Genomic DNA, 16,249 nt, shown 5'->3' with positions numbered 1-16,249 from the left:
CAGTCGCTCGCCGCAGCGTTTCGTGCTCCGAATCGGTGCGGTCTCCTTTACAACTGACTTCGGGAGGCGCGAGGTCTGACTGCTCCACGCAGGCAGGCGCGCAGAATCAATGGGACGTTTGACTACTCACGTTTTAGACGCTGCACATGGTTGCCCGGGCAGCTCGATCAAGGTCGAGTTGTACCGCGTTGAAGGTTCGCAGCTGGAATTGGTCTCCACTGCGATAACCAACAGCGACGGCCGTGTCGATGCACCGCTGCTGCAAGGTGATGACTACCGTTCCGGGGTCTATCAGGTTCAGTTTCATGCGGGCGATTACTACCGCGCCCGTGGCGTTCAGCTGCCAGAGCCCGCGTTCCTGGATGTGGTGGTGCTGCGTTTTGGCATCTCTGCGGAACAGGATCACTACCACGTGCCGCTGCTGATTTCGCCGTACAGCTATTCGACCTACAGAGGAAGCTAGGACTTTCCCCCCAAAAATCCTGCGCATATAGCTTCTTTGGTCTTTCGCCCGCTCACACTGCGGGCTTTTTTTTGCTCTGAGGAATGTGGTGCATGTGTCGACGCCTTCGCGAGCAGGCTCGCTCCCACAGGAGTACGCATTCCAATGTAGGAGCGAGCCTGCTCGCGAAACTTTTGCTTTTAACGGCTCAACAACGACGCAGCCCCTGCACCACTGAACAACCCCGCACTCACCCGGTTAAACCAGCTCTGCCCCTTGCCGCTGCGCAGATACCGCGCCGCGCCATGGGCACCCAGCCCATAAGCCAGCTTGCACAGCAAATCCAGCACGGTCCAGGTCGCAATCATCACCAGCAACTGCGGCAGGAACGGCTGCTCGGCACTGAGGAACTGCGGGAGGAAAGCGGCGAAGAACAGAATGTCTTTCGGGTTGCTCGCGCCCAACATGAACGCGCGCCCGAACAGTGCGCGAAAGCGTGGCACTGGCGCAGCCTGGGGCACTTCAGCGCCGTGGGAAGGCTGACACGATTGCTGCCAGCTCTGCCAGGCCAGGTAGAACAGGTACAGCGCACCAACGATCTTCAAAGCGCTGAACAGCTGTTCCGATGCCAGCAGCAAGGCGCCTAAACCCAGCGCCGACGCACTGAGCAAGCAGATCGACGCAATAACGCCCCCCAGAAACGCCGGGTAAGAACGACGCAAACCGTAATTCAGACTGTTGCTGATCATCAGCAAAGACAGTGGCCCCGGGATCAGGATTACCACCAGCGCAGCGCCGCTGAACAGCAGCCAGGTTTCCAGACTCATCACTTTCCTCCATTTGCACAAAAGCCTCACCCGACGGGGTGAGGCTGTTTTGAAACTAGACGGCTTACAAGAAAATGAACTTGGCGATGAAGATCGCGCAGAGCACCCACAGACTGACGGAAATTTCCTTGTGCTTACCGGTGAAAGCCTTCAGCACCACATACGTGATAAAGCCCAGCGCGATGCCGTCGGCGACCGAGAAGGTCAGGGGCATCATGATCGCGGTAACGATCGCCGGAATGCTGTCGGTCGCTTCGTCCCATTCGATGTGCGCCATGCCGCCCATCATCAGCATCGCCACATAAATCAGCGCACCGGCGGTTGCGTAAGCGGGGATCATGCCCGCCAGCGGTGCGAAAAACATGGCGGCAATAAATAGCACACCTACGGTCACGGCGGTAAGACCAGTCCGACCACCAGCGGCTACACCCGCGGCACTTTCCACGTAGCTGGTGACCGGCGGAACACCGACCATCGCACCGAATACGCTGGAAGCACTGTCGGCTTTCAGGGCGCGGGAGAGGTTTTCGATCTTGCCATCGGCGTTCACCAGGCCGGCGCGCTGGGCGACGCCCATCAGGGTGCCGGCGGTGTCGAACATGTGCACGAAGAGGAAGGCCAGCACCACGCTGATCATGCTGACGTTGAACACGCCGGCGATGTCCATGGCCATCCAGGTCGGTGCCAGGCTCGGCGGGGCGGACATGATGCCCTCGTAGTGCACCAGGCCCAGGCCCCAACCCGCGAGGGTGACGGTGATGATGCTGATGAGAATCGCGCCGAACACTTTGTGGTAGCTGAGCACAGCGATCATCAGGAAGCAGATGGCGGCCAGCAGCGGGCCAGGTTCACGCAGGGAACCGAGTTTGATCAGGGTGGCCGGGCTGTCGACCACGATGCCCGCGGTTTTCAAGCCGATCAGCCCCAGGAACAAGCCCACGCCGGCGCCCATGGCGAAGCGCAAACTCACCGGGATGCTATTGAGCAGCCATTCGCGGATCCGGGAAAAGGTCAGGAACATGAACAACACACCGGAAACAAACACCGCGCCAAGGGCGGTTTCCCAGTTGTAGCCCATGGTGCCGACCACGGTGTAGGTGAAGAAGGCGTTGAGGCCCATGCCCGGCGCGAGGCCGACCGGCCAGTTGGCGTACAGACCCATCAACAGGCAACCCAGCGCGGCGGCGATGCAGGTGGCGACGAACGCAGCACCGTGATCGATCCCGGCGTCGGCCATGATGTTGGGGTTGACGAAGATGATGTAGGCCATGGTGATGAAGGTTGTCAGACCGGCAATCAACTCGGTCTTCACCGTGGTGCCATGCAAGCTGAGTTTGAAGATGCGCTCCAGCCAGCCATTGCGTAATGGCGGCGAGAGTTCCAGCGTCGGGGCTTCGGATTTGCGGCTTTCCACAGCGAGTACTCCTCAAGAGTTTTATTGTTATTTCCAGGGCCGGACCCATGAGGGTGGCAGCGACCCTTTGAGGTACTTGCGAATTTGTTGACCGCTTGGTCAGGAACTCGCACGAAGTGGATTATGCTTTTGTATACAAATAAAGCAAATAATGTTTTTGATTTTGTAGACGAAAAGTTTGTCGATCGGGATATATCGGCTATAGACGATCGATCCCACGCTCTACGCGGGAACGATCGGTTACTCGGTTGGCGCTTGGGTTTTACCCAGCGCCAGATTCACCGCCAGCCAGCCATTCACCGCCGTCTCCCCAGCCTCGGCAAACACCCGCTCCAGTAATTTCACCTGCTCACGCCGCAACGACTGCTCAAACCGCGCGCCATCGTCGGTCAGTTCCAGCAGCCGCTTACGCTTGTCGGTCTCGGACGCGACACTGTTCACCAGATGCATTTCCACCAATTGACGCAGCGGAATGTTCAGCGCCTGCTTCGTCACCCCGAGCAATGCCAGCAGTTCCTTGACGCTCAAATTCGGGTAGCGCGCGATGAAAAACACAATGCGTTGATGCACCCGGCTCAAGCCACGACGCTCGAGCATTTCGTCGGCTTTCGCAGTGAATGCCTGGTAACCGAAGAAAAACGCTTCCATCGCCTGTTGCTGAGTTGCGGGGTTTTTAAGGTCAAGCATATTGACGTATCCGTTCGGTCTGTCTAAATTTCGGTCAAGCAGTTTGACTCATTTTCCTCAGGCCTCGCTACCGGTGACCCCATGGCATTTTCCGAACGTATCTCGCGCCTTAAAAGTTCTTTGATCCGTGAAATTCTCGCCGCCGCCCAGCGCCCGGAAGTGATGTCATTCGCCGGCGGGTTGCCCGCCGAAGCCATGCTGCCAAAAGTCGAGTGGGCCGACATGCCGCTGTCCATGGGCCAATACGGCATGAGCGAAGGTGAGCCGGCGCTGCGTGAAGCGCTGGCAGCAGAGGCGCGGGCGCTGGGCGTGCCCTGCGAGGCGAGTCAGGTGTTGGTGGTCAGCGGTTCCCAACAAACCCTCGATCTGGCGGCCAAGCTGTACATCGACAACGGCACCGAGATTTTGCTCGAGGCGCCGACTTATCTGGCGGCGTTGCAGATTTTTCAGCTGTTTGGCGCCGACTGCATCACTGTCCCGCTGGAGGCTGATGGCCCGAACCTGGCGCAACTGCGAACTCGACTGGAGAAACACAAACCCGCCTTCATCTACCTGATCCCGACTTTTCAGAATCCTTCGGCCGTGCGCTACAGCGAAGCCAAGCGCGATGCCGTGGCAGCCTTGCTGGATGAGTTCGGCGTGACCTTGATCGAAGACGAGCCTTACCGCGAACTGACCTTCGACGGTGGCAGCGCCACGCCAATTGTCAGTCGCTTGAAAAAGGCCAGTTGGATCTACACCGGCACCGTGTCGAAAACCCTGTTGCCCGGACTGCGAGTCGGCTATCTGATCGCCAGTCCGGATCTCTTTCCGCACTTGCTGAAACTCAAGCAATCGGCCGACCTGCACACCAATCGCGTGGGCCAGTGGCAAGCGCTGCAGTGGATCGGCACCGACAAATTCCAGCATCACTTGAGCGAGCTGCGGGACTTCTACCGGGTTCGTCGGGACGCGTTCCAGTCCGCCCTGGAAACGCATTTTGCGGATTTGGCAGACTGGAACGTGCCGCAGGGCGGGCTGTTTTTCTGGCTGACGCTCAAGCAGCCGCTGGACACGCGTACGTTGCTCAAGGCTGCACTGGCCGCGGATGTGGCGTTCATGCCGGGCGAGCCGTTCTTCCCTGAGCCGGACAACAATCCGGGGCATTTGCGCCTGAACTTCAGCCACATCGACCCGGCACGGCTGGACGAAGGGCTCAAAAGGCTGGCAGCGGTGCTGCGTCAGGCCCGGGCGGCAAAAGCGGCTTGAGGCTGCTGGTGCGAAGGGTGCAAAAACAAATAAACCGGCCAATGGGCCGGTTTATTTTTATCCGAAATCTGTACGGATTCAGGCAGCAGCAAACCGCTTGTCCAGGTAATCGATGATCACCTTGGACTCATACATCCAGGTCGTCTGGCCATTCTCTTCAATGCGCAGGCACGGCACCTTGATTTTGCCGCCCTGTTCCAGCAGGGCCTGGCGATCCTGTTCGTTGTTCTTCGCGTCGCGCAAGGCCACCGGCACGTTCAAGCGGCGCAGGGTGCGGCGGGTTTTCACGCAGAACGGGCAGGCGTGGAACTGATACAGAGTCAGGCCCTTGGCGGCCGTGTTGACCTGAGCCTGAACCTCGGCAGGGCGCTGCTTTTTGCCAGGGCGGGTAATGAAGTCGATGAAGATGATCAGTTGGCCAAGGCCGACACGAAGCGCTTTAACGAACACGGTATAAGCCTCACAAGGGCAAACAGAAGGGGCGCAGCTTACCTGATTTTTCACAGGCGAAAAAAAACCGGCGATGAATGCCGGTTTTCTTCTGCTGCGAATTACTTGATCAGGCTGAGAAACTCGCTGCGGGTGGCCGCGTTTTCGCGGAACTCACCGAGCATCACCGAGGTGATCATCGTCGAATTCTGTTTCTCCACACCGCGCATCATCATGCACATGTGCTTGGCCTCGATCACCACCGCCACGCCCAGGGCGCCGGTGACTTGCTGGACCGCATCGGCGATCTGGCGGCTGAGGTTTTCCTGGATCTGCAGGCGGCGGGCGTACATATCGACGATCCGCGCGACTTTCGACAGGCCCAATACCTTGCCGCTCGGGATGTAAGCGACGTGAGCCTTGCCGATAAACGGCAGCAGGTGGTGTTCGCACAACGAGTAGAGCTCGATGTCCTTCACCAGCACCATTTCGCTGTTGTCGGAGCTGAACAAGGCACCGTTGGTGACCTCTTCCAGTGTCTGTTCATAACCGCGGCAGAGGTACTGCATGGCTTTGGCGGCACGTTTTGGCGTGTCGAGCAGGCCCTCGCGGGAGACGTCCTCGCCCAATTGGCCGAGAATCGCGGTGTAGTTCTGTTCCAGTGTCACAGAGGCTGATTCCATACGGGTTTCAGAGGGGTACTGTTTCTGTCTGTACCAATTTTGTACCAATCAAGCTGTTTTCGAGCATCCCGGGTTCGCCCCAGTCTGTGCTGGCGTTGATCCATCGGGTGAGGTCGATAGCAACATCTGAACGCTATGACCGAGCTGAGTGGCAATAAACGCAGGGTTCATCCCCGACATGGGGCACATGGTAGCGTATGTGTGCCGGCAGTTGTATTGCCGGCGGGCGCGAATCCCCAAATCGGTCATTTCGGGGTTGCGCATCCCGCTGCACCCTGTCGCCAAGGTGCAGCAGTGATGCTTCCCTGAAGCCTGATTGCTCATCAGGCCGAGCAGGTCGTATCAGACGTGAGTGATCGACAGATCGCTGATGATGCAGACAGAAGCGTCTAGCGGGTCGGTGGTGTCGGAGTAATCGATCTGGTTGTACACGCCACCGTGGAAGGCGAGTGTTTTCGTGTCCCAGGTGTTGTCGAGGCGCATGATCGCGGAAGTGGATTGGACGCCGTTACAGCTGGCCGATACAGAGACGGCGCCGCTCGAATTGGCGTGAATGTTGATTGCGAAAAGTGCACCGAGCGGCACGTTCTCCAACACCGTCGAGTTGACGGGATCGTCCTGGAGGTAGCTTGACCGGAACCCCATGATGATTTTTCCTTTGTTCCAGAACACCTTTACCGGAGGTCGTTCTGAACCCTTCACATGAATCTGGCCGATCACGACTTTCTGCAGCGAGTTGACTTTGGTCAGTCGCATTTCCTGGCGGTTCCAGTGGTCCGCTGCGCTGGAGAACAACCAGTAACCTGGCTCCTTCCACTCGCAGCGGGTTCGTAGCGTGCTCTTGCTCGAGGCTCCAAGTGTCGGCGCCGTCATCTGCAGCGAACCATCGTCAAGCATCTTGACGACGTCGGGGCATTCGATCAGTGCGCGCCAGCCGATGAGCTCAAGGGCAATCGGGTTGGTGTCGGAGATTGGAAGCGGGGTAGCGATGGTGAAGTTGCTGATGTCTACAGTCATGGTTTTTGCCTCAGTCCATTGATGTCGCTTTTTGCTCTAATGAGCCTTGCGTTTGATGCAGGCCTGCATCCCACTGCCCACTCAGTGAATGGGCAGAAGTGATGCCTGGCAGCTTCCGATCGATTTCCCGTTGGCTTGAATATGAATATGGGTGTTCCCATAATTGGTGTCAATGGGTATTCCCATATTTTATTCCATGCCTATATTTCAGGTACAAAAAAACCCGCGCTTGGCGGGCTTTTCCTGAATGTCGATTTTATCGCGAATACATGGCCCACCAAAAGACATGGCCCAGGATCGCAATCTGCTGCTCCTGAATCTCGGCGAACGTGTAGTCCTCGTCCGGATGCTCGTCACGGTTGAAGCTGCGTAAACGGATGCCACTGGGCAGTCGGTAGAGCTGTTTCACGCGGAGCTGGCCGTTGTGGTTGATCGCGTACATTTCGCCGTCGACGATGTCGCCCAACGAGTTCTTTCCGACGTTCATGCCAACGGTAGCGCCGTCGCGCAGTACCGGGAGCATGCTGTTTCCGCTCACCACCACGCACTTGGCGTTGTTGAACTGCACGTTGTTGTGACGCAGGTCTTTTTTGAAGAAACGCAGCCTGGCGCTGGCGTTTTCTGCGATCACGAAACGGCCTGAACCAGCCGCCAGCTCAACTTCACGCAGGAATGGGACATAAACCTCATCGTCATCCAGGGGTGTGCTGTCGTCCCAAGGCTGGATGTCTGACATTGAAACGCTTGGAGGAGGGCGATTCAACGGAGCAGCATCGGACACCCCTTTAAGCATGTCACCGACACCTTCAGCCAGCCACATCGGTGAAACGCCACACGTTGAAGCGATCTGGGCAACAAAGGCTGTTGCCTTCGATTTACCGCGCTCGAGGTCGGAGATTGAGGTTTGCGTCAGGCCTGCGCGCTCGGCAAGCTCGGTCTGATTGAGCTTGGCGTGTTGGCGGGCTGCTTTGAGTCGTTCTTTAAATTCCATCTGCGAAGTATTACGGGAGCTCCCATATCATTGCAAATCGTTATCCCAATAATTTGCCAGGCGACCGCTTTACTCGTCGCGACCTTCCATCATGGTCCGTTTGAGCATCACATAAACCGCCCCGGCGCCGCCGTGTTTCGCTTGGCACGAGGTGAAGCCGAGCACTTGTGAGTGTTGGCGCAGCCAGGTGTTGACGTGGCTTTTGATCATCGGCCGCTTGCCGTCCAGACGCACGGCCTTGCCGTGGGTGACGCGCACGCAGCGGATTTCGAATTTGGTCGCTTCGGCCAGAAACGCCCAGAGGGTTTCCCGGGCCTTTTCCACGCTCATGCCATGAAGGTCGAGGCTGCCTTCGAACGGAATCTGTCCGATCTTGAGCTTGCGCATCTGGCTTTCCTGAACACCGTCACGTGCCCACATCAGCTCGTCTTCCGGGCCGACATCGATAACGAACTGATCGGACAGCCCGTCAACAGTGGTGGCATCGGTACGCACGGTGGCGGCTTGTCGCAACTTGGCGATTTGTGCGCGGTCAGCTTTGGGTTTGCCGGTTTCGGCGCGATCGTGTTTGATCGGCTTGACGCCTTGGATCGCGCTTTTGAACAGGGAAAAATCGTCGTCTTGCATGTCAGCCTCCGCGAAGGGCGGCCAGTTTACCCAACTCGAGGCGAATGGGGCGCGAGAAAACGCGCAGCGCTCGACTCAGTCGTGCTTTTTCATCAAATGCGGGGAGATGTTCAGCTCTTGCGACTGCCGCGAGCGGCGACGGCAGCGACGCCACAGCCACACGCCGAGGTACAGCACGAACAGGCCAATCGCCAGAATCACTGCCGAACCGACCCGGTTGGTATTCAACTCGCCCAGGGCGGGTGCGTGACCAAGCAGGCTGGCTATGCCTGCCATCGCCAGCAATACACCGCACATCGACAGCAAGGCTGCGAATGCCGCGCCGATTCGAAATCGCCAGTTGCGCTGGCCTTTGGGCCGCAAGCGGCGAGCGTCAAAACCATCGGATAACTTCATTCCGACCTTCCTCAATGGGTATCGGCCCTTCGACCGGGAGTTGACCGGGATGTTCCTGAGGCTAAGACAATTACAGTAAATGATAGACTTTTGCGGATGAGCGGCGGCATGCACCGCTCATCGAGCGCCGATCAGATCAGTTCGTGAGTCAGCGCGAGAGTCGCGAAGTTGTCCGCCATGATCGCCATTTCGGTCTGCTGAACGTGGTCTGCGCTCAACACGCCGCCCTTGTAAGGCAGGTCGCGAGTCGCGCAGGCGTCTTCCACCAGCGTGCAACGAAAGCCCAGGTTCTTCGCGGCGCGCACCGTGGTGCTGACACTGGAGTGGCTCATGAAACCGCACACGATCAGGTCCAGCGAACCGAGATTCTGCAGGCGCTCCAGCAGTTCGGTGCCGTGGAACGCACTTGGCAGCAATTTACCGATGATGGTTTCGTCGCCCTGTGGTTCCAGGCCCGGGATGAACTCACCGCGTTCACCTTGTGGATCGAACAGCCCACCGACGGTGCCGAGGTGGCGGACATGGACGATCGGCCGACCGGCTGCACGGGCAGCGGCCACCAGTTGCTTGATGTTCGCGACGGCAGCATCCATGCCGATCAGGGCCAACGGGCCGCTGAGGTATTCTTTCTGGGCATCGATGATGACAAGGGTCGCATGGCTCAGGACGGCTGCTGCATAACCACGGCCGCTGAGTTGAAACATCGTTTTTGGAACGGACATTCTGGGGCTCCTTCGAGTGGGGCTTTTGCGACATTGTCCTCTGGCTGAGCGCTTCTGTGAATCGCTACCATCGTAGGCGCCGTCTTTTCTGGCTCGCAGCCTTGTCAATAGTCCCGTTTTGTTCAATAGCCGGCCGAAAAAACAGAATAGTCCTACATTCGCCCCGGTAGTTTTCCCGCGTCGTCGAGACGCGTTTTGGCTGTTAGAATCGCCAGTCGTTTTTTTTGGAGTTTGCCCCGTGATCACTTCCCGACTTCGTACCCTGCGTGACCATATCCGTTGGGCCGTCAGCCGCTTCCATGGGGAGGATCTGTTTTTCGGCCATGGGACCGACAACGCCTGGGACGAAGCACGTCAGTTGGTGTTGGGTGCCTTGCACTTGCCGTGGGAAATCGCCGACAGCTACCTCGACTGCAATCTTGAAGAAGACGAGGTGGTCAAGCTGCAACGCATGCTCAAGCGCCGTATCGAAGAACGCATTCCGACCGCCTACCTGTTGGGTGAAGCGTGGTTTTGCGGCATGTCGTTCATTGTCGATGAGCGCGTATTGATCCCGCGTTCGCCGATTGGCGAGCTAATCGAAAAACGTTTCGAGCCGTGGCTGGGCGCCGAGCCTGCGCGGATTCTCGACCTGTGCACCGGTTCCGGCTGCATCGGTATCGCCTGTGCCTACGAGTTCCAGAACGCCGAAGTGGTATTGGCCGATCTGTCGTTCGAAGCGCTGGAAGTGGCCAACCAGAACATCGAGCGCCATGGCGTCGATGAGCGGGTGTACACAGTTCAGGGCGATGGATTTGATGGTTTGCCGGGTCAGCGTTTCGACCTGATCGTGTCGAACCCGCCTTACGTCGATGCGGAAGATTTCGCTGACATGCCGGACGAATACCAGCACGAACCGGAGTTGGGCCTGGCCTGCGGTGATGATGGCTTGAACCTGGTGCGTCGCATGCTCGCCGAAGCGGCGGATCACCTGACCGAGAAGGGCTTGCTGATTGTCGAAGTGGGCAACAGCCAGGTTCACGTCTCGGCGCTGTACCCGGAAGTCGATTTCGCCTGGCTCGATTTCGAGCGCGGTGGGCATGGCGTGTTCATGCTGACGGCAGAACAGTGCCGTGATCATCAGGCCTTGTTCGCTTCCCGTGTCTGACTGCGATCATTGTGGCGAGGGAGCTAGCTCCCGCTGGGCTGCGAAGCAGCCCTAAAACGTGATACCACATAATTCCAGATAACCCGCGGTTGCCTGTTTTGCGACCGCTTCGCGCTCGAGCGGGAGCAAGCTCCCTCGCCACAATTGGGTTCGGCACTGATTACCGGTGCGTCGCAATCCAGATCAACAACCCCGCCTGAAACACCGCAAACGCCACCAGACAGGTAATGGTAAAACGCAGCCCGGCGTCTTCGCGTTTGTACTTGCTGACCTTTTCTTCGTGTTTCTTGAGTTTGACTTCCTGCTCGGCCAGATTTTGCTCGGCTTGCTGGAGCATCTGCGCGGCCTCAAGAATTTCCACGACCTGCAATTTTTCCGTGCTCCAGTCACCCAACAGGTCGCCGACCTGCACTTCTTTGACGCTGCCCTTCAAATGCTGGGCGTCGGCATAGATCACATCGAAACCATGCATCCGCAAAAAGTGATCGCGGCGCAAGCGAGTGTCTTCGTTCAGCGCATCCTTGTTGTTCAGGTCGGTGCCGTCGACGGTGTAGCCGGGCCATCTCTTTTTCGCCCAGGTAATGCCCTGAGCGGCCATGAAGCGACCGATGCCACGGTTCATCGGTTCGATCTGCAAACCGCTGTCAGGCCCGAAATGCACGCGCTTGGTGGCGTGATCGACCCACACGTCCAGATGATTCTGTTCCTTGCGCACGCGCTGGCCGGGCAGCGAAATGCTCATGCGCATCAGGCTGAGTTCCTTGTTGTTGCGCTCGGCGTAGCCGAATTCAACAAAGCGTAGCGGCCGTCCACCGGTGTTGCGGTCGGTTTTCAATGGCGCCAGACGGAGCATCTTGTGGTGCTCGGCGTGGACGTCCGCCCACGGCAGCTCGACCACTGGTGGTGCGTCTTTTTCGGCAGTGGTATCGGGTGAAGTCTGGGTATCAGTCATAACGGCGAGATCCTGTCCAAGCCCTGCTTGCCGCCAGTCATAGCGCTGGCGACAAAGGCTTATCGGCCGTTTTTTTCAGGACTGGAGGGCAAAAGCCGCTTAAAAGCCGCTTAACTGGTGCGAAGTCCGTCAATAAACCCGAGGATTCGCGCGCCGAGTTCGGCCGCCAGTGGCAATTGCGGATCTTTATAAGAGGCCAATTGCCGTTTTACATCGTTGGGCACGATGCGCATCACGTGGTTCATGCCTTCGATCAGCGCCAGTTCGGCGTCCGGTTTGGCGGCCTTCAACAGCCTGGCGTCACCGACGCCGACCTGGATGTCGTTGCTGCCCTGAATGATCAGCGCCGGCATCTTCAACTTGGCGAACGCCGCCGCCGGGTCCTGGCGGAACAATGAAATCAGATACGGCTGCACGCTCGGGCGGAAAATCACCTGCAACTGCGGCGGCACGTTGTCGTCGGTGTGTCCGGCCTTGAGGCTGTCGAGCAGTTCATTGCTGCGCAGCATCAGCGGTGGCGGCAGGCGATTGCTCAATTGTTGGCGCAGCACCTGATCGATCGGCCGGGCGCTGCCAGACATGGAAATGATCGCGGCGGCATCCAGGCTCGGCGCCGCGAGGCTGGCGATCAAGGCGCCTTCGCTGTGGCCCAGCAGGATCAGTTGGCCAAAGCGCGGGTCGTCTTTGAGTTTTCGGCCCCAGGCCTCGGCGTCGGCCACGTAGGCTTCAACTGACAGATTGCGTTCATCCGGGGTCGCCGCAAGGCTTGCCGCCACGCCGCGTTTGTCATAACGCACACTGGCGATGTTGTGTTTGGCCAGTACCCAAGCGAGACGCTTGAGGCTGTCGTTGCGTCCGCCGTCGGGGTTGTTTCCGTCACGATCTGTAGGACCGGAGCCGGAAATGATCAGGACAACCGGTACCGGCGTGTCGGACTTGGGCAGCAATAACGAGCCGAAAAGCTCGCCGGTGCCGGTGTCCAAGGTGATCGGGCGTTGCAGGACAGTGGCCTGTACAAAGCCGGTAAAGAGGGTAAGGCTCAAGGCTATAACTCGCAGCATCATCACGCCATCATGAACAAGATGCCGGTTGGACTCGCAGGCACCCATAAGGTTCGAGGATGAACTAGTTGGGTAGCCTGCGTATACTGGCGCGCATTACGTATTTGGTTCGAATTCACGGAGCGTCCTGCATGTCCGGCAATACCTACGGCAAGCTGTTCACTGTCACCACCGCGGGCGAAAGCCATGGTCCGGCGTTGGTCGCCATTGTCGACGGCTGCCCGCCGGGCCTGGAGATCTCTCTGGAGGATCTGCAGCGTGACCTGGATCGCCGCAAACCCGGCACCAGCCGCCACACCACCCAGCGCCAGGAAGCCGACGAAGTCGAAATCCTCTCCGGCGTGTTCGAAGGACGCACCACCGGTTGCTCCATCGGCCTGTTGATCCGCAATACCGACCAGAAGTCCAAGGATTACTCGGCGATCAAGGACCTGTTCCGCCCGGCCCACGCCGACTACACCTATCACCACAAATATGGCGAGCGCGATTACCGCGGCGGCGGTCGCAGCTCGGCCCGTGAAACGGCCATGCGCGTGGCAGCCGGCGCTATCGCCAAGAAGTACCTGGCCACTCAGGGCATCGTCATTCGTGGCTACATGAGCCAGCTCGGCCCGATCGAAATCCCGTTCAAGACCTGGGATTCGGTAGAAGAGAATGCTTTTTTCAGCCCTGATCCGGACAAGGTCCCTGAGCTGGAAGCCTACATGGACCAGTTGCGCCGCGACCAGGATTCGGTTGGCGCGAAGATCACCGTCGTCGCTGAAGGCGTCATGCCGGGTCTTGGCGAGCCGATCTTCGACCGTCTCGATGCCGAACTCGCTCACGCGCTGATGAGCATCAACGCGGTCAAAGGCGTGGAAATCGGCGCCGGTTTCGCCAGCGTTGCCCAGCGCGGCACCGAGCACCGCGATGAAATGACCCCGCAAGGTTTCCTCAGCAACAATGCGGGCGGCATTTTGGGTGGCATTTCGTCGGGTCAGCCGATCGTCGCGCACCTGGCGCTTAAGCCAACCTCGAGCATCACTACGCCGGGCCGCTCCATCGACATCCATGGCAACCCGGTGGAAGTCGTCACCAAGGGGCGCCACGACCCGTGCGTCGGCATCCGCGCCACCCCGATCGCCGAAGCGATGATGGCCATCGTGCTGATGGATCACCTGCTGCGTCACCGTGGGCAGAACCAGGACGTGCGCGTGAGCACGCCGGTGCTGGGGCAGCTTTAATGGCTGACCTCATAGCCGCCGGGGTCTGACGACGTTGGCGGCGCTCCCGTACTGGCGGCTCTCCAGTTTCTATCTGTTCTATTTCGCCTTGCTCGGTTCGACAGCGCCGTTTCTGGCGCTGTACTTCGATCACCTGGGGTTTTCCAGCGCGCGCATCGGCGAGCTGGTGGCGATCCCGATGCTGATGCGCTGCGTGGCGCCGAATATCTGGGGCTGGCTCGGTGATTACACCGGCCGACGCCTGGCCATCGTGCGCTTCGGTGCGGTCTGTACGCTTCTGACGTTCTCGCTGATTTTCGTCAGCAAGACCTACGCCTGGCTGGCAATGGTCATGGCCTTGCACGCGTTCTTCTGGCACGCGGTGTTGCCGCAGTTCGAAGTCATCACGTTGGCGCACTTGCAGGGCCAGACTAACCGCTACAGCCAGATCCGACTGTGGGGTTCCATCGGTTTCATCATCACCGTGGTCGCGCTTGGCCGGTTGTTCGAAGGGTTGAGCCTGGATATCTACCCGGTGACGCTGGTGTTGATCATGGCCGGGATCGTGGTCAGCAGTTTGTGGGTGCCGAACGCCCAACCGGCTCAGGGCAATCGAATTGCGGGCGATGGGTTTCTCAAGCAATTGCGCAATCCCGGGGTGCTGGCGTTTTACGCTTGCGTGGCGCTGATGCAGATGAGTCACGGTCCTTATTACACCTTTTTGACCTTGCACCTGGAGCGACTCGGGTACAGCCGTGGGCTGATCGGCTTGCTCTGGGCGGTCGGGGTGGTCGCCGAAGTCTTGATGTTTCTGGCCATGAGCAAGATCCTCGCGCGTTTCTCCGTGCGACGGGTGTTGCTGGCGAGTTTTCTGCTGGCAGCGCTGCGTTGGTTGTTGCTCGGTTCGTTCGCTGAGTTCCTTTGGGTGCTGTTGTTTGCCCAGGTATTGCACGCGGCGACATTCGGCAGCTTTCACGCGGCTGCCATCCAGTTCGTGCAACGTAGCTTCGGCGCACGCCAGCAAGGGCAGGGCCAGGCGTTATATGCCGCACTGGCCGGCACCGGCGGCGCACTGGGCGCGTTGTATTCCGGCTATAGCTGGAATGCCCTCGGCCCCGCATTGACCTTTAGTATTGCCAGCCTCGCAGCCTTCGCGGCAGCCGTTATCATTGCCACACGTATGCAAGAGGACAGGCCATGAGCCTCACCCGTGAGCACCTCGCCCAGGAAATCATCGATGCCGGGCGATTTCTGTATGGCCGCGGCTGGTCGCCGGCCACCAGCAGCAACTACTCGACGCGCCTGTCGCCGACTGAAGCGTTGCTGACGGTGTCCGGCAAGCACAAAGGCCAACTCGGCCCCGACGATGTACTGGCTACCGATCTGTCTGGCAACAGCCTGGAACCGGGCAAAAAACCGTCCGCCGAAACCCTGCTGCACACCCAGCTCTACCGCTGGCGCCCGGAAATCGGCGCGGTGCTGCACACGCATTCGGTGAACGCCACGGTGCTGTCGCGCCTGACGCCGCAAGACTTCATCGAGTTTGAAGACTACGAACTGCAAAAAGCCTTCAGTGGTGTGTCGACCCACGAATCCCGGGTGCGTGTGCCGATTTTCGACAACGACCAGGACATTGCGCGCCTCGCCGCCAAGGTGCAGCCTTGGCTTGAAGCCCATCCTGATTGCGTCGGCTACCTGATCCGCGGCCACGGCCTCTACACCTGGGGTGCGCGCATGAGCGATGCACTGCGGCAGATCGAGGCCTTTGAATTTTTGTTCGAGTGCGAGTTGAAGACGCGCTCGGTTTTAAACCGTCAAGCATGAACCGCAAAGCATGAACCGTTAAGGAGTTGCCCTGATGAGCAGCCTGTCCGTTTACCACGTCTCAAGCCCTGACTTACCAAACAAGGTGCTGACGCATTTCGAAGACATCGCCTCGACCCTGGCCGAGCAGGGCGTGCGTTTCGACCGCTGGCAAGCCGCGGCGAAGATCCAGCCCGGCGCCAGTCAGGAAGAAGTGATCGCCGCGTATCAAGAGCAAATCGACCAACTGATGACCGAGCGCGGTTACCTCACCGTCGACGTCATCAGCCTGAACAGCGATCACCCACAAAAAGCCGAATTGCGCGCCAAGTTCCTCGACGAACATTGCCATGGCGAAGACGAAGTACGATTTTTCGTCGCCGGCCGTGGGCTGTTCACCCTGCACATCGGCGATTACGTCTACGCGGTGCTCTGCGAGAAAAACGACCTGATCTCGGTCCCGGCCGGCACCCCGCACTGGTTCGACATGAGCGAACATCCGCATTTTGTCGCGATCCGTCTGTTCAACAACCCTGAAGGCTGGGTAGCGAACTTCACCGGCGACGACATCGCCAGTCGCTTCCCGCGTCTTGAGGACTGA

At 58.9% G+C, this 16,249-nt stretch carries 19 protein-coding genes and 1 pseudogene; 7 read left to right on the top strand and 13 right to left on the bottom strand.

Annotation, left to right across the window (positions count from 1 at the left end; all coding sequences use genetic code 11):
- Positions 1-109 precede the first annotated feature (109 nt).
- A complete protein-coding gene (gene uraH, locus ABH912_RS10285) occupies positions 110-463 on the top strand; it encodes a hydroxyisourate hydrolase (RefSeq protein WP_429510577.1) in 354 nt (117 codons plus the stop codon).
- A 179-nt stretch (positions 464-642) separates the two neighbouring features.
- Here the strand turns inward: uraH and ABH912_RS10280 are convergent, their stop codons facing one another.
- The 3 genes from ABH912_RS10280 to ABH912_RS10270 all read right to left on the bottom strand — a co-directional run bounded on the left by ABH912_RS10280 (position 643) and on the right by ABH912_RS10270 (position 3,370).
- Positions 643-1,269, bottom strand: a complete 627-nt coding sequence (locus ABH912_RS10280; protein ID WP_429510576.1) for a LysE family translocator — start codon at positions 1,267-1,269, stop codon at positions 643-645.
- Positions 1,270-1,333: 64 nt separating this feature from the next.
- Positions 1,334-2,683 carry an NCS2 family permease gene (locus ABH912_RS10275; RefSeq protein WP_429510575.1) on the bottom strand — a complete coding sequence of 450 codons (1,350 nt, stop codon included), beginning with the start codon at positions 2,681-2,683 and terminating at the stop codon, positions 1,334-1,336.
- A gap of 240 nt (positions 2,684-2,923) precedes the next feature.
- The gene (locus ABH912_RS10270) at positions 2,924-3,370 is read right to left on the bottom strand and encodes a MarR family winged helix-turn-helix transcriptional regulator (RefSeq protein ID WP_429510574.1); all 447 of its coding nucleotides are present in this window, start codon (positions 3,368-3,370) and stop codon (positions 2,924-2,926) included.
- 81 nt (positions 3,371-3,451) lie between these two features.
- Here ABH912_RS10270 and ABH912_RS10265 point away from each other — a divergent pair, with 81 nt between their 5' ends.
- Complete coding sequence (locus ABH912_RS10265; RefSeq protein ID WP_429510573.1) at positions 3,452-4,618, top strand: PLP-dependent aminotransferase family protein; 1,167 nt, start codon at positions 3,452-3,454, stop codon at positions 4,616-4,618.
- 78 nt (positions 4,619-4,696) lie between these two features.
- Here the strand turns inward: ABH912_RS10265 and ABH912_RS10260 are convergent, their stop codons facing one another.
- The 8 genes and pseudogenes from ABH912_RS10260 to ABH912_RS10225 form a co-directional block, all read right to left on the bottom strand.
- Positions 4,697-5,068 carry a glutathione S-transferase N-terminal domain-containing protein gene (locus ABH912_RS10260; RefSeq protein ID WP_429510572.1) on the bottom strand — a complete coding sequence of 124 codons (372 nt, stop codon included), beginning with the start codon at positions 5,066-5,068 and terminating at the stop codon, positions 4,697-4,699.
- 101 nt (positions 5,069-5,169) lie between these two features.
- On the bottom strand, positions 5,170-5,715 hold the full coding sequence (folE, locus tag ABH912_RS10255; protein ID WP_032832746.1) for a GTP cyclohydrolase I FolE: 546 nt from the start codon (positions 5,713-5,715) through the stop codon (positions 5,170-5,172).
- Positions 5,716-5,737: 22 nt separating this feature from the next.
- Positions 5,738-5,985, bottom strand: a pseudogene (locus ABH912_RS10250) (site-specific integrase); the annotation flags it as partial.
- Positions 5,986-6,072: 87 nt separating this feature from the next.
- Positions 6,073-6,747: a polysaccharide lyase family 7 protein gene (locus ABH912_RS10245; protein ID WP_429510571.1), complete on the bottom strand. Its 675-nt coding sequence runs from the start codon at positions 6,745-6,747 to the stop codon at positions 6,073-6,075.
- A gap of 256 nt (positions 6,748-7,003) precedes the next feature.
- Positions 7,004-7,738, bottom strand: coding sequence for an XRE family transcriptional regulator (locus tag ABH912_RS10240; protein ID WP_429510570.1), 735 nt, complete (start codon positions 7,736-7,738; stop codon positions 7,004-7,006).
- 69 nt (positions 7,739-7,807) lie between these two features.
- Positions 7,808-8,365, bottom strand: coding sequence for a Smr/MutS family protein (locus ABH912_RS10235; protein WP_008146127.1), 558 nt, complete (start codon positions 8,363-8,365; stop codon positions 7,808-7,810).
- A gap of 75 nt (positions 8,366-8,440) precedes the next feature.
- Positions 8,441-8,761: a hypothetical protein gene (locus ABH912_RS10230; RefSeq protein WP_033057147.1), complete on the bottom strand. Its 321-nt coding sequence runs from the start codon at positions 8,759-8,761 to the stop codon at positions 8,441-8,443.
- Between the two features lie 131 nt (positions 8,762-8,892).
- Complete coding sequence (locus tag ABH912_RS10225; RefSeq protein WP_033057146.1) at positions 8,893-9,483, bottom strand: cysteine hydrolase family protein; 591 nt, start codon at positions 9,481-9,483, stop codon at positions 8,893-8,895.
- A gap of 238 nt (positions 9,484-9,721) precedes the next feature.
- Between ABH912_RS10225 and prmB the strand changes: the two genes are divergently transcribed.
- Entirely contained in the window at positions 9,722-10,630 is a 909-nt protein-coding gene (gene prmB, locus ABH912_RS10220; protein ID WP_033057145.1) for a 50S ribosomal protein L3 N(5)-glutamine methyltransferase, read from the top strand.
- A gap of 160 nt (positions 10,631-10,790) precedes the next feature.
- Here prmB and ABH912_RS10215 read toward each other — a convergent pair whose 3' ends face one another.
- Positions 10,791-11,582, bottom strand: a complete 792-nt coding sequence (locus ABH912_RS10215; RefSeq protein WP_429510569.1) for a hypothetical protein — start codon at positions 11,580-11,582, stop codon at positions 10,791-10,793.
- Positions 11,583-11,692: 110 nt separating this feature from the next.
- Positions 11,693-12,691: an alpha/beta hydrolase gene (locus tag ABH912_RS10210; RefSeq protein ID WP_429510568.1), complete on the bottom strand. Its 999-nt coding sequence runs from the start codon at positions 12,689-12,691 to the stop codon at positions 11,693-11,695.
- Between the two features lie 83 nt (positions 12,692-12,774).
- Here ABH912_RS10210 and aroC point away from each other — a divergent pair, with 83 nt between their 5' ends.
- From aroC to ABH912_RS10190, 4 genes are read left to right on the top strand one after another with little or no spacing between them, the layout of a single operon-like run.
- Positions 12,775-13,866, top strand: a complete 1,092-nt coding sequence (gene aroC, locus ABH912_RS10205) for a chorismate synthase (RefSeq protein WP_140680086.1) — start codon at positions 12,775-12,777, stop codon at positions 13,864-13,866.
- A 34-nt stretch (positions 13,867-13,900) separates the two neighbouring features.
- Positions 13,901-15,046, top strand: a complete 1,146-nt coding sequence (locus ABH912_RS10200) for an MFS transporter (protein ID WP_033057139.1) — start codon at positions 13,901-13,903, stop codon at positions 15,044-15,046.
- Positions 15,043-15,669 (top strand): methylthioribulose 1-phosphate dehydratase, encoded by a 627-nt coding sequence (locus tag ABH912_RS10195; RefSeq protein ID WP_429510567.1) that lies wholly within the window; start codon positions 15,043-15,045, stop codon positions 15,667-15,669. The genes ABH912_RS10200 and ABH912_RS10195 overlap by 4 nt, the downstream gene beginning before the upstream one ends.
- A gap of 34 nt (positions 15,670-15,703) precedes the next feature.
- A complete protein-coding gene (locus tag ABH912_RS10190; protein ID WP_429510566.1) occupies positions 15,704-16,249 on the top strand; it encodes a 1,2-dihydroxy-3-keto-5-methylthiopentene dioxygenase in 546 nt (181 codons plus the stop codon).

Source organism: Pseudomonas sp. BT76 TE3572 (assembly GCF_050435365.1).
GTDB classification, from domain to species: domain Bacteria; phylum Pseudomonadota; class Gammaproteobacteria; order Pseudomonadales; family Pseudomonadaceae; genus Aquipseudomonas; species Aquipseudomonas fluorescens_W.
This window is presented reverse-complemented; position numbering and strand designations above follow the sequence as displayed.

Excerpts from the sequence above, each read along its gene's own strand:
- ABH912_RS10270 (WP_429510574.1), bottom strand. The coding sequence starts at position 3,370 with ATGCTTGACCTTAAAAACCCCGCAACTCAGCAACAGGCGATGGAAGCG.
- ABH912_RS10235 (WP_008146127.1), bottom strand. The coding sequence starts at position 8,365 with ATGCAAGACGACGATTTTTCCCTGTTCAAAAGCGCGATCCAAGGCGTC.
- ABH912_RS10280 (WP_429510576.1), bottom strand. The coding sequence starts at position 1,269 with ATGAGTCTGGAAACCTGGCTGCTGTTCAGCGGCGCTGCGCTGGTGGTA.
- ABH912_RS10225 (WP_033057146.1), bottom strand. The coding sequence starts at position 9,483 with ATGTCCGTTCCAAAAACGATGTTTCAACTCAGCGGCCGTGGTTATGCA.
- ABH912_RS10230 (WP_033057147.1), bottom strand. The coding sequence starts at position 8,761 with ATGAAGTTATCCGATGGTTTTGACGCTCGCCGCTTGCGGCCCAAAGGC.
- ABH912_RS10245 (WP_429510571.1), bottom strand. The coding sequence starts at position 6,747 with ATGACTGTAGACATCAGCAACTTCACCATCGCTACCCCGCTTCCAATC.
- ABH912_RS10210 (WP_429510568.1), bottom strand. The coding sequence starts at position 12,691 with ATGGGTGCCTGCGAGTCCAACCGGCATCTTGTTCATGATGGCGTGATG.
- ABH912_RS10215 (WP_429510569.1), bottom strand. The coding sequence starts at position 11,582 with ATGACTGATACCCAGACTTCACCCGATACCACTGCCGAAAAAGACGCA.
- ABH912_RS10265 (WP_429510573.1), top strand. The coding sequence starts at position 3,452 with ATGGCATTTTCCGAACGTATCTCGCGCCTTAAAAGTTCTTTGATCCGT.
- ABH912_RS10195 (WP_429510567.1), top strand. The coding sequence starts at position 15,043 with ATGAGCCTCACCCGTGAGCACCTCGCCCAGGAAATCATCGATGCCGGG.
- aroC (WP_140680086.1), top strand. The coding sequence starts at position 12,775 with ATGTCCGGCAATACCTACGGCAAGCTGTTCACTGTCACCACCGCGGGC.
- uraH (WP_429510577.1), top strand. The coding sequence starts at position 110 with ATGGGACGTTTGACTACTCACGTTTTAGACGCTGCACATGGTTGCCCG.
- ABH912_RS10240 (WP_429510570.1), bottom strand. The coding sequence starts at position 7,738 with ATGGAATTTAAAGAACGACTCAAAGCAGCCCGCCAACACGCCAAGCTC.
- ABH912_RS10190 (WP_429510566.1), top strand. The coding sequence starts at position 15,704 with ATGAGCAGCCTGTCCGTTTACCACGTCTCAAGCCCTGACTTACCAAAC.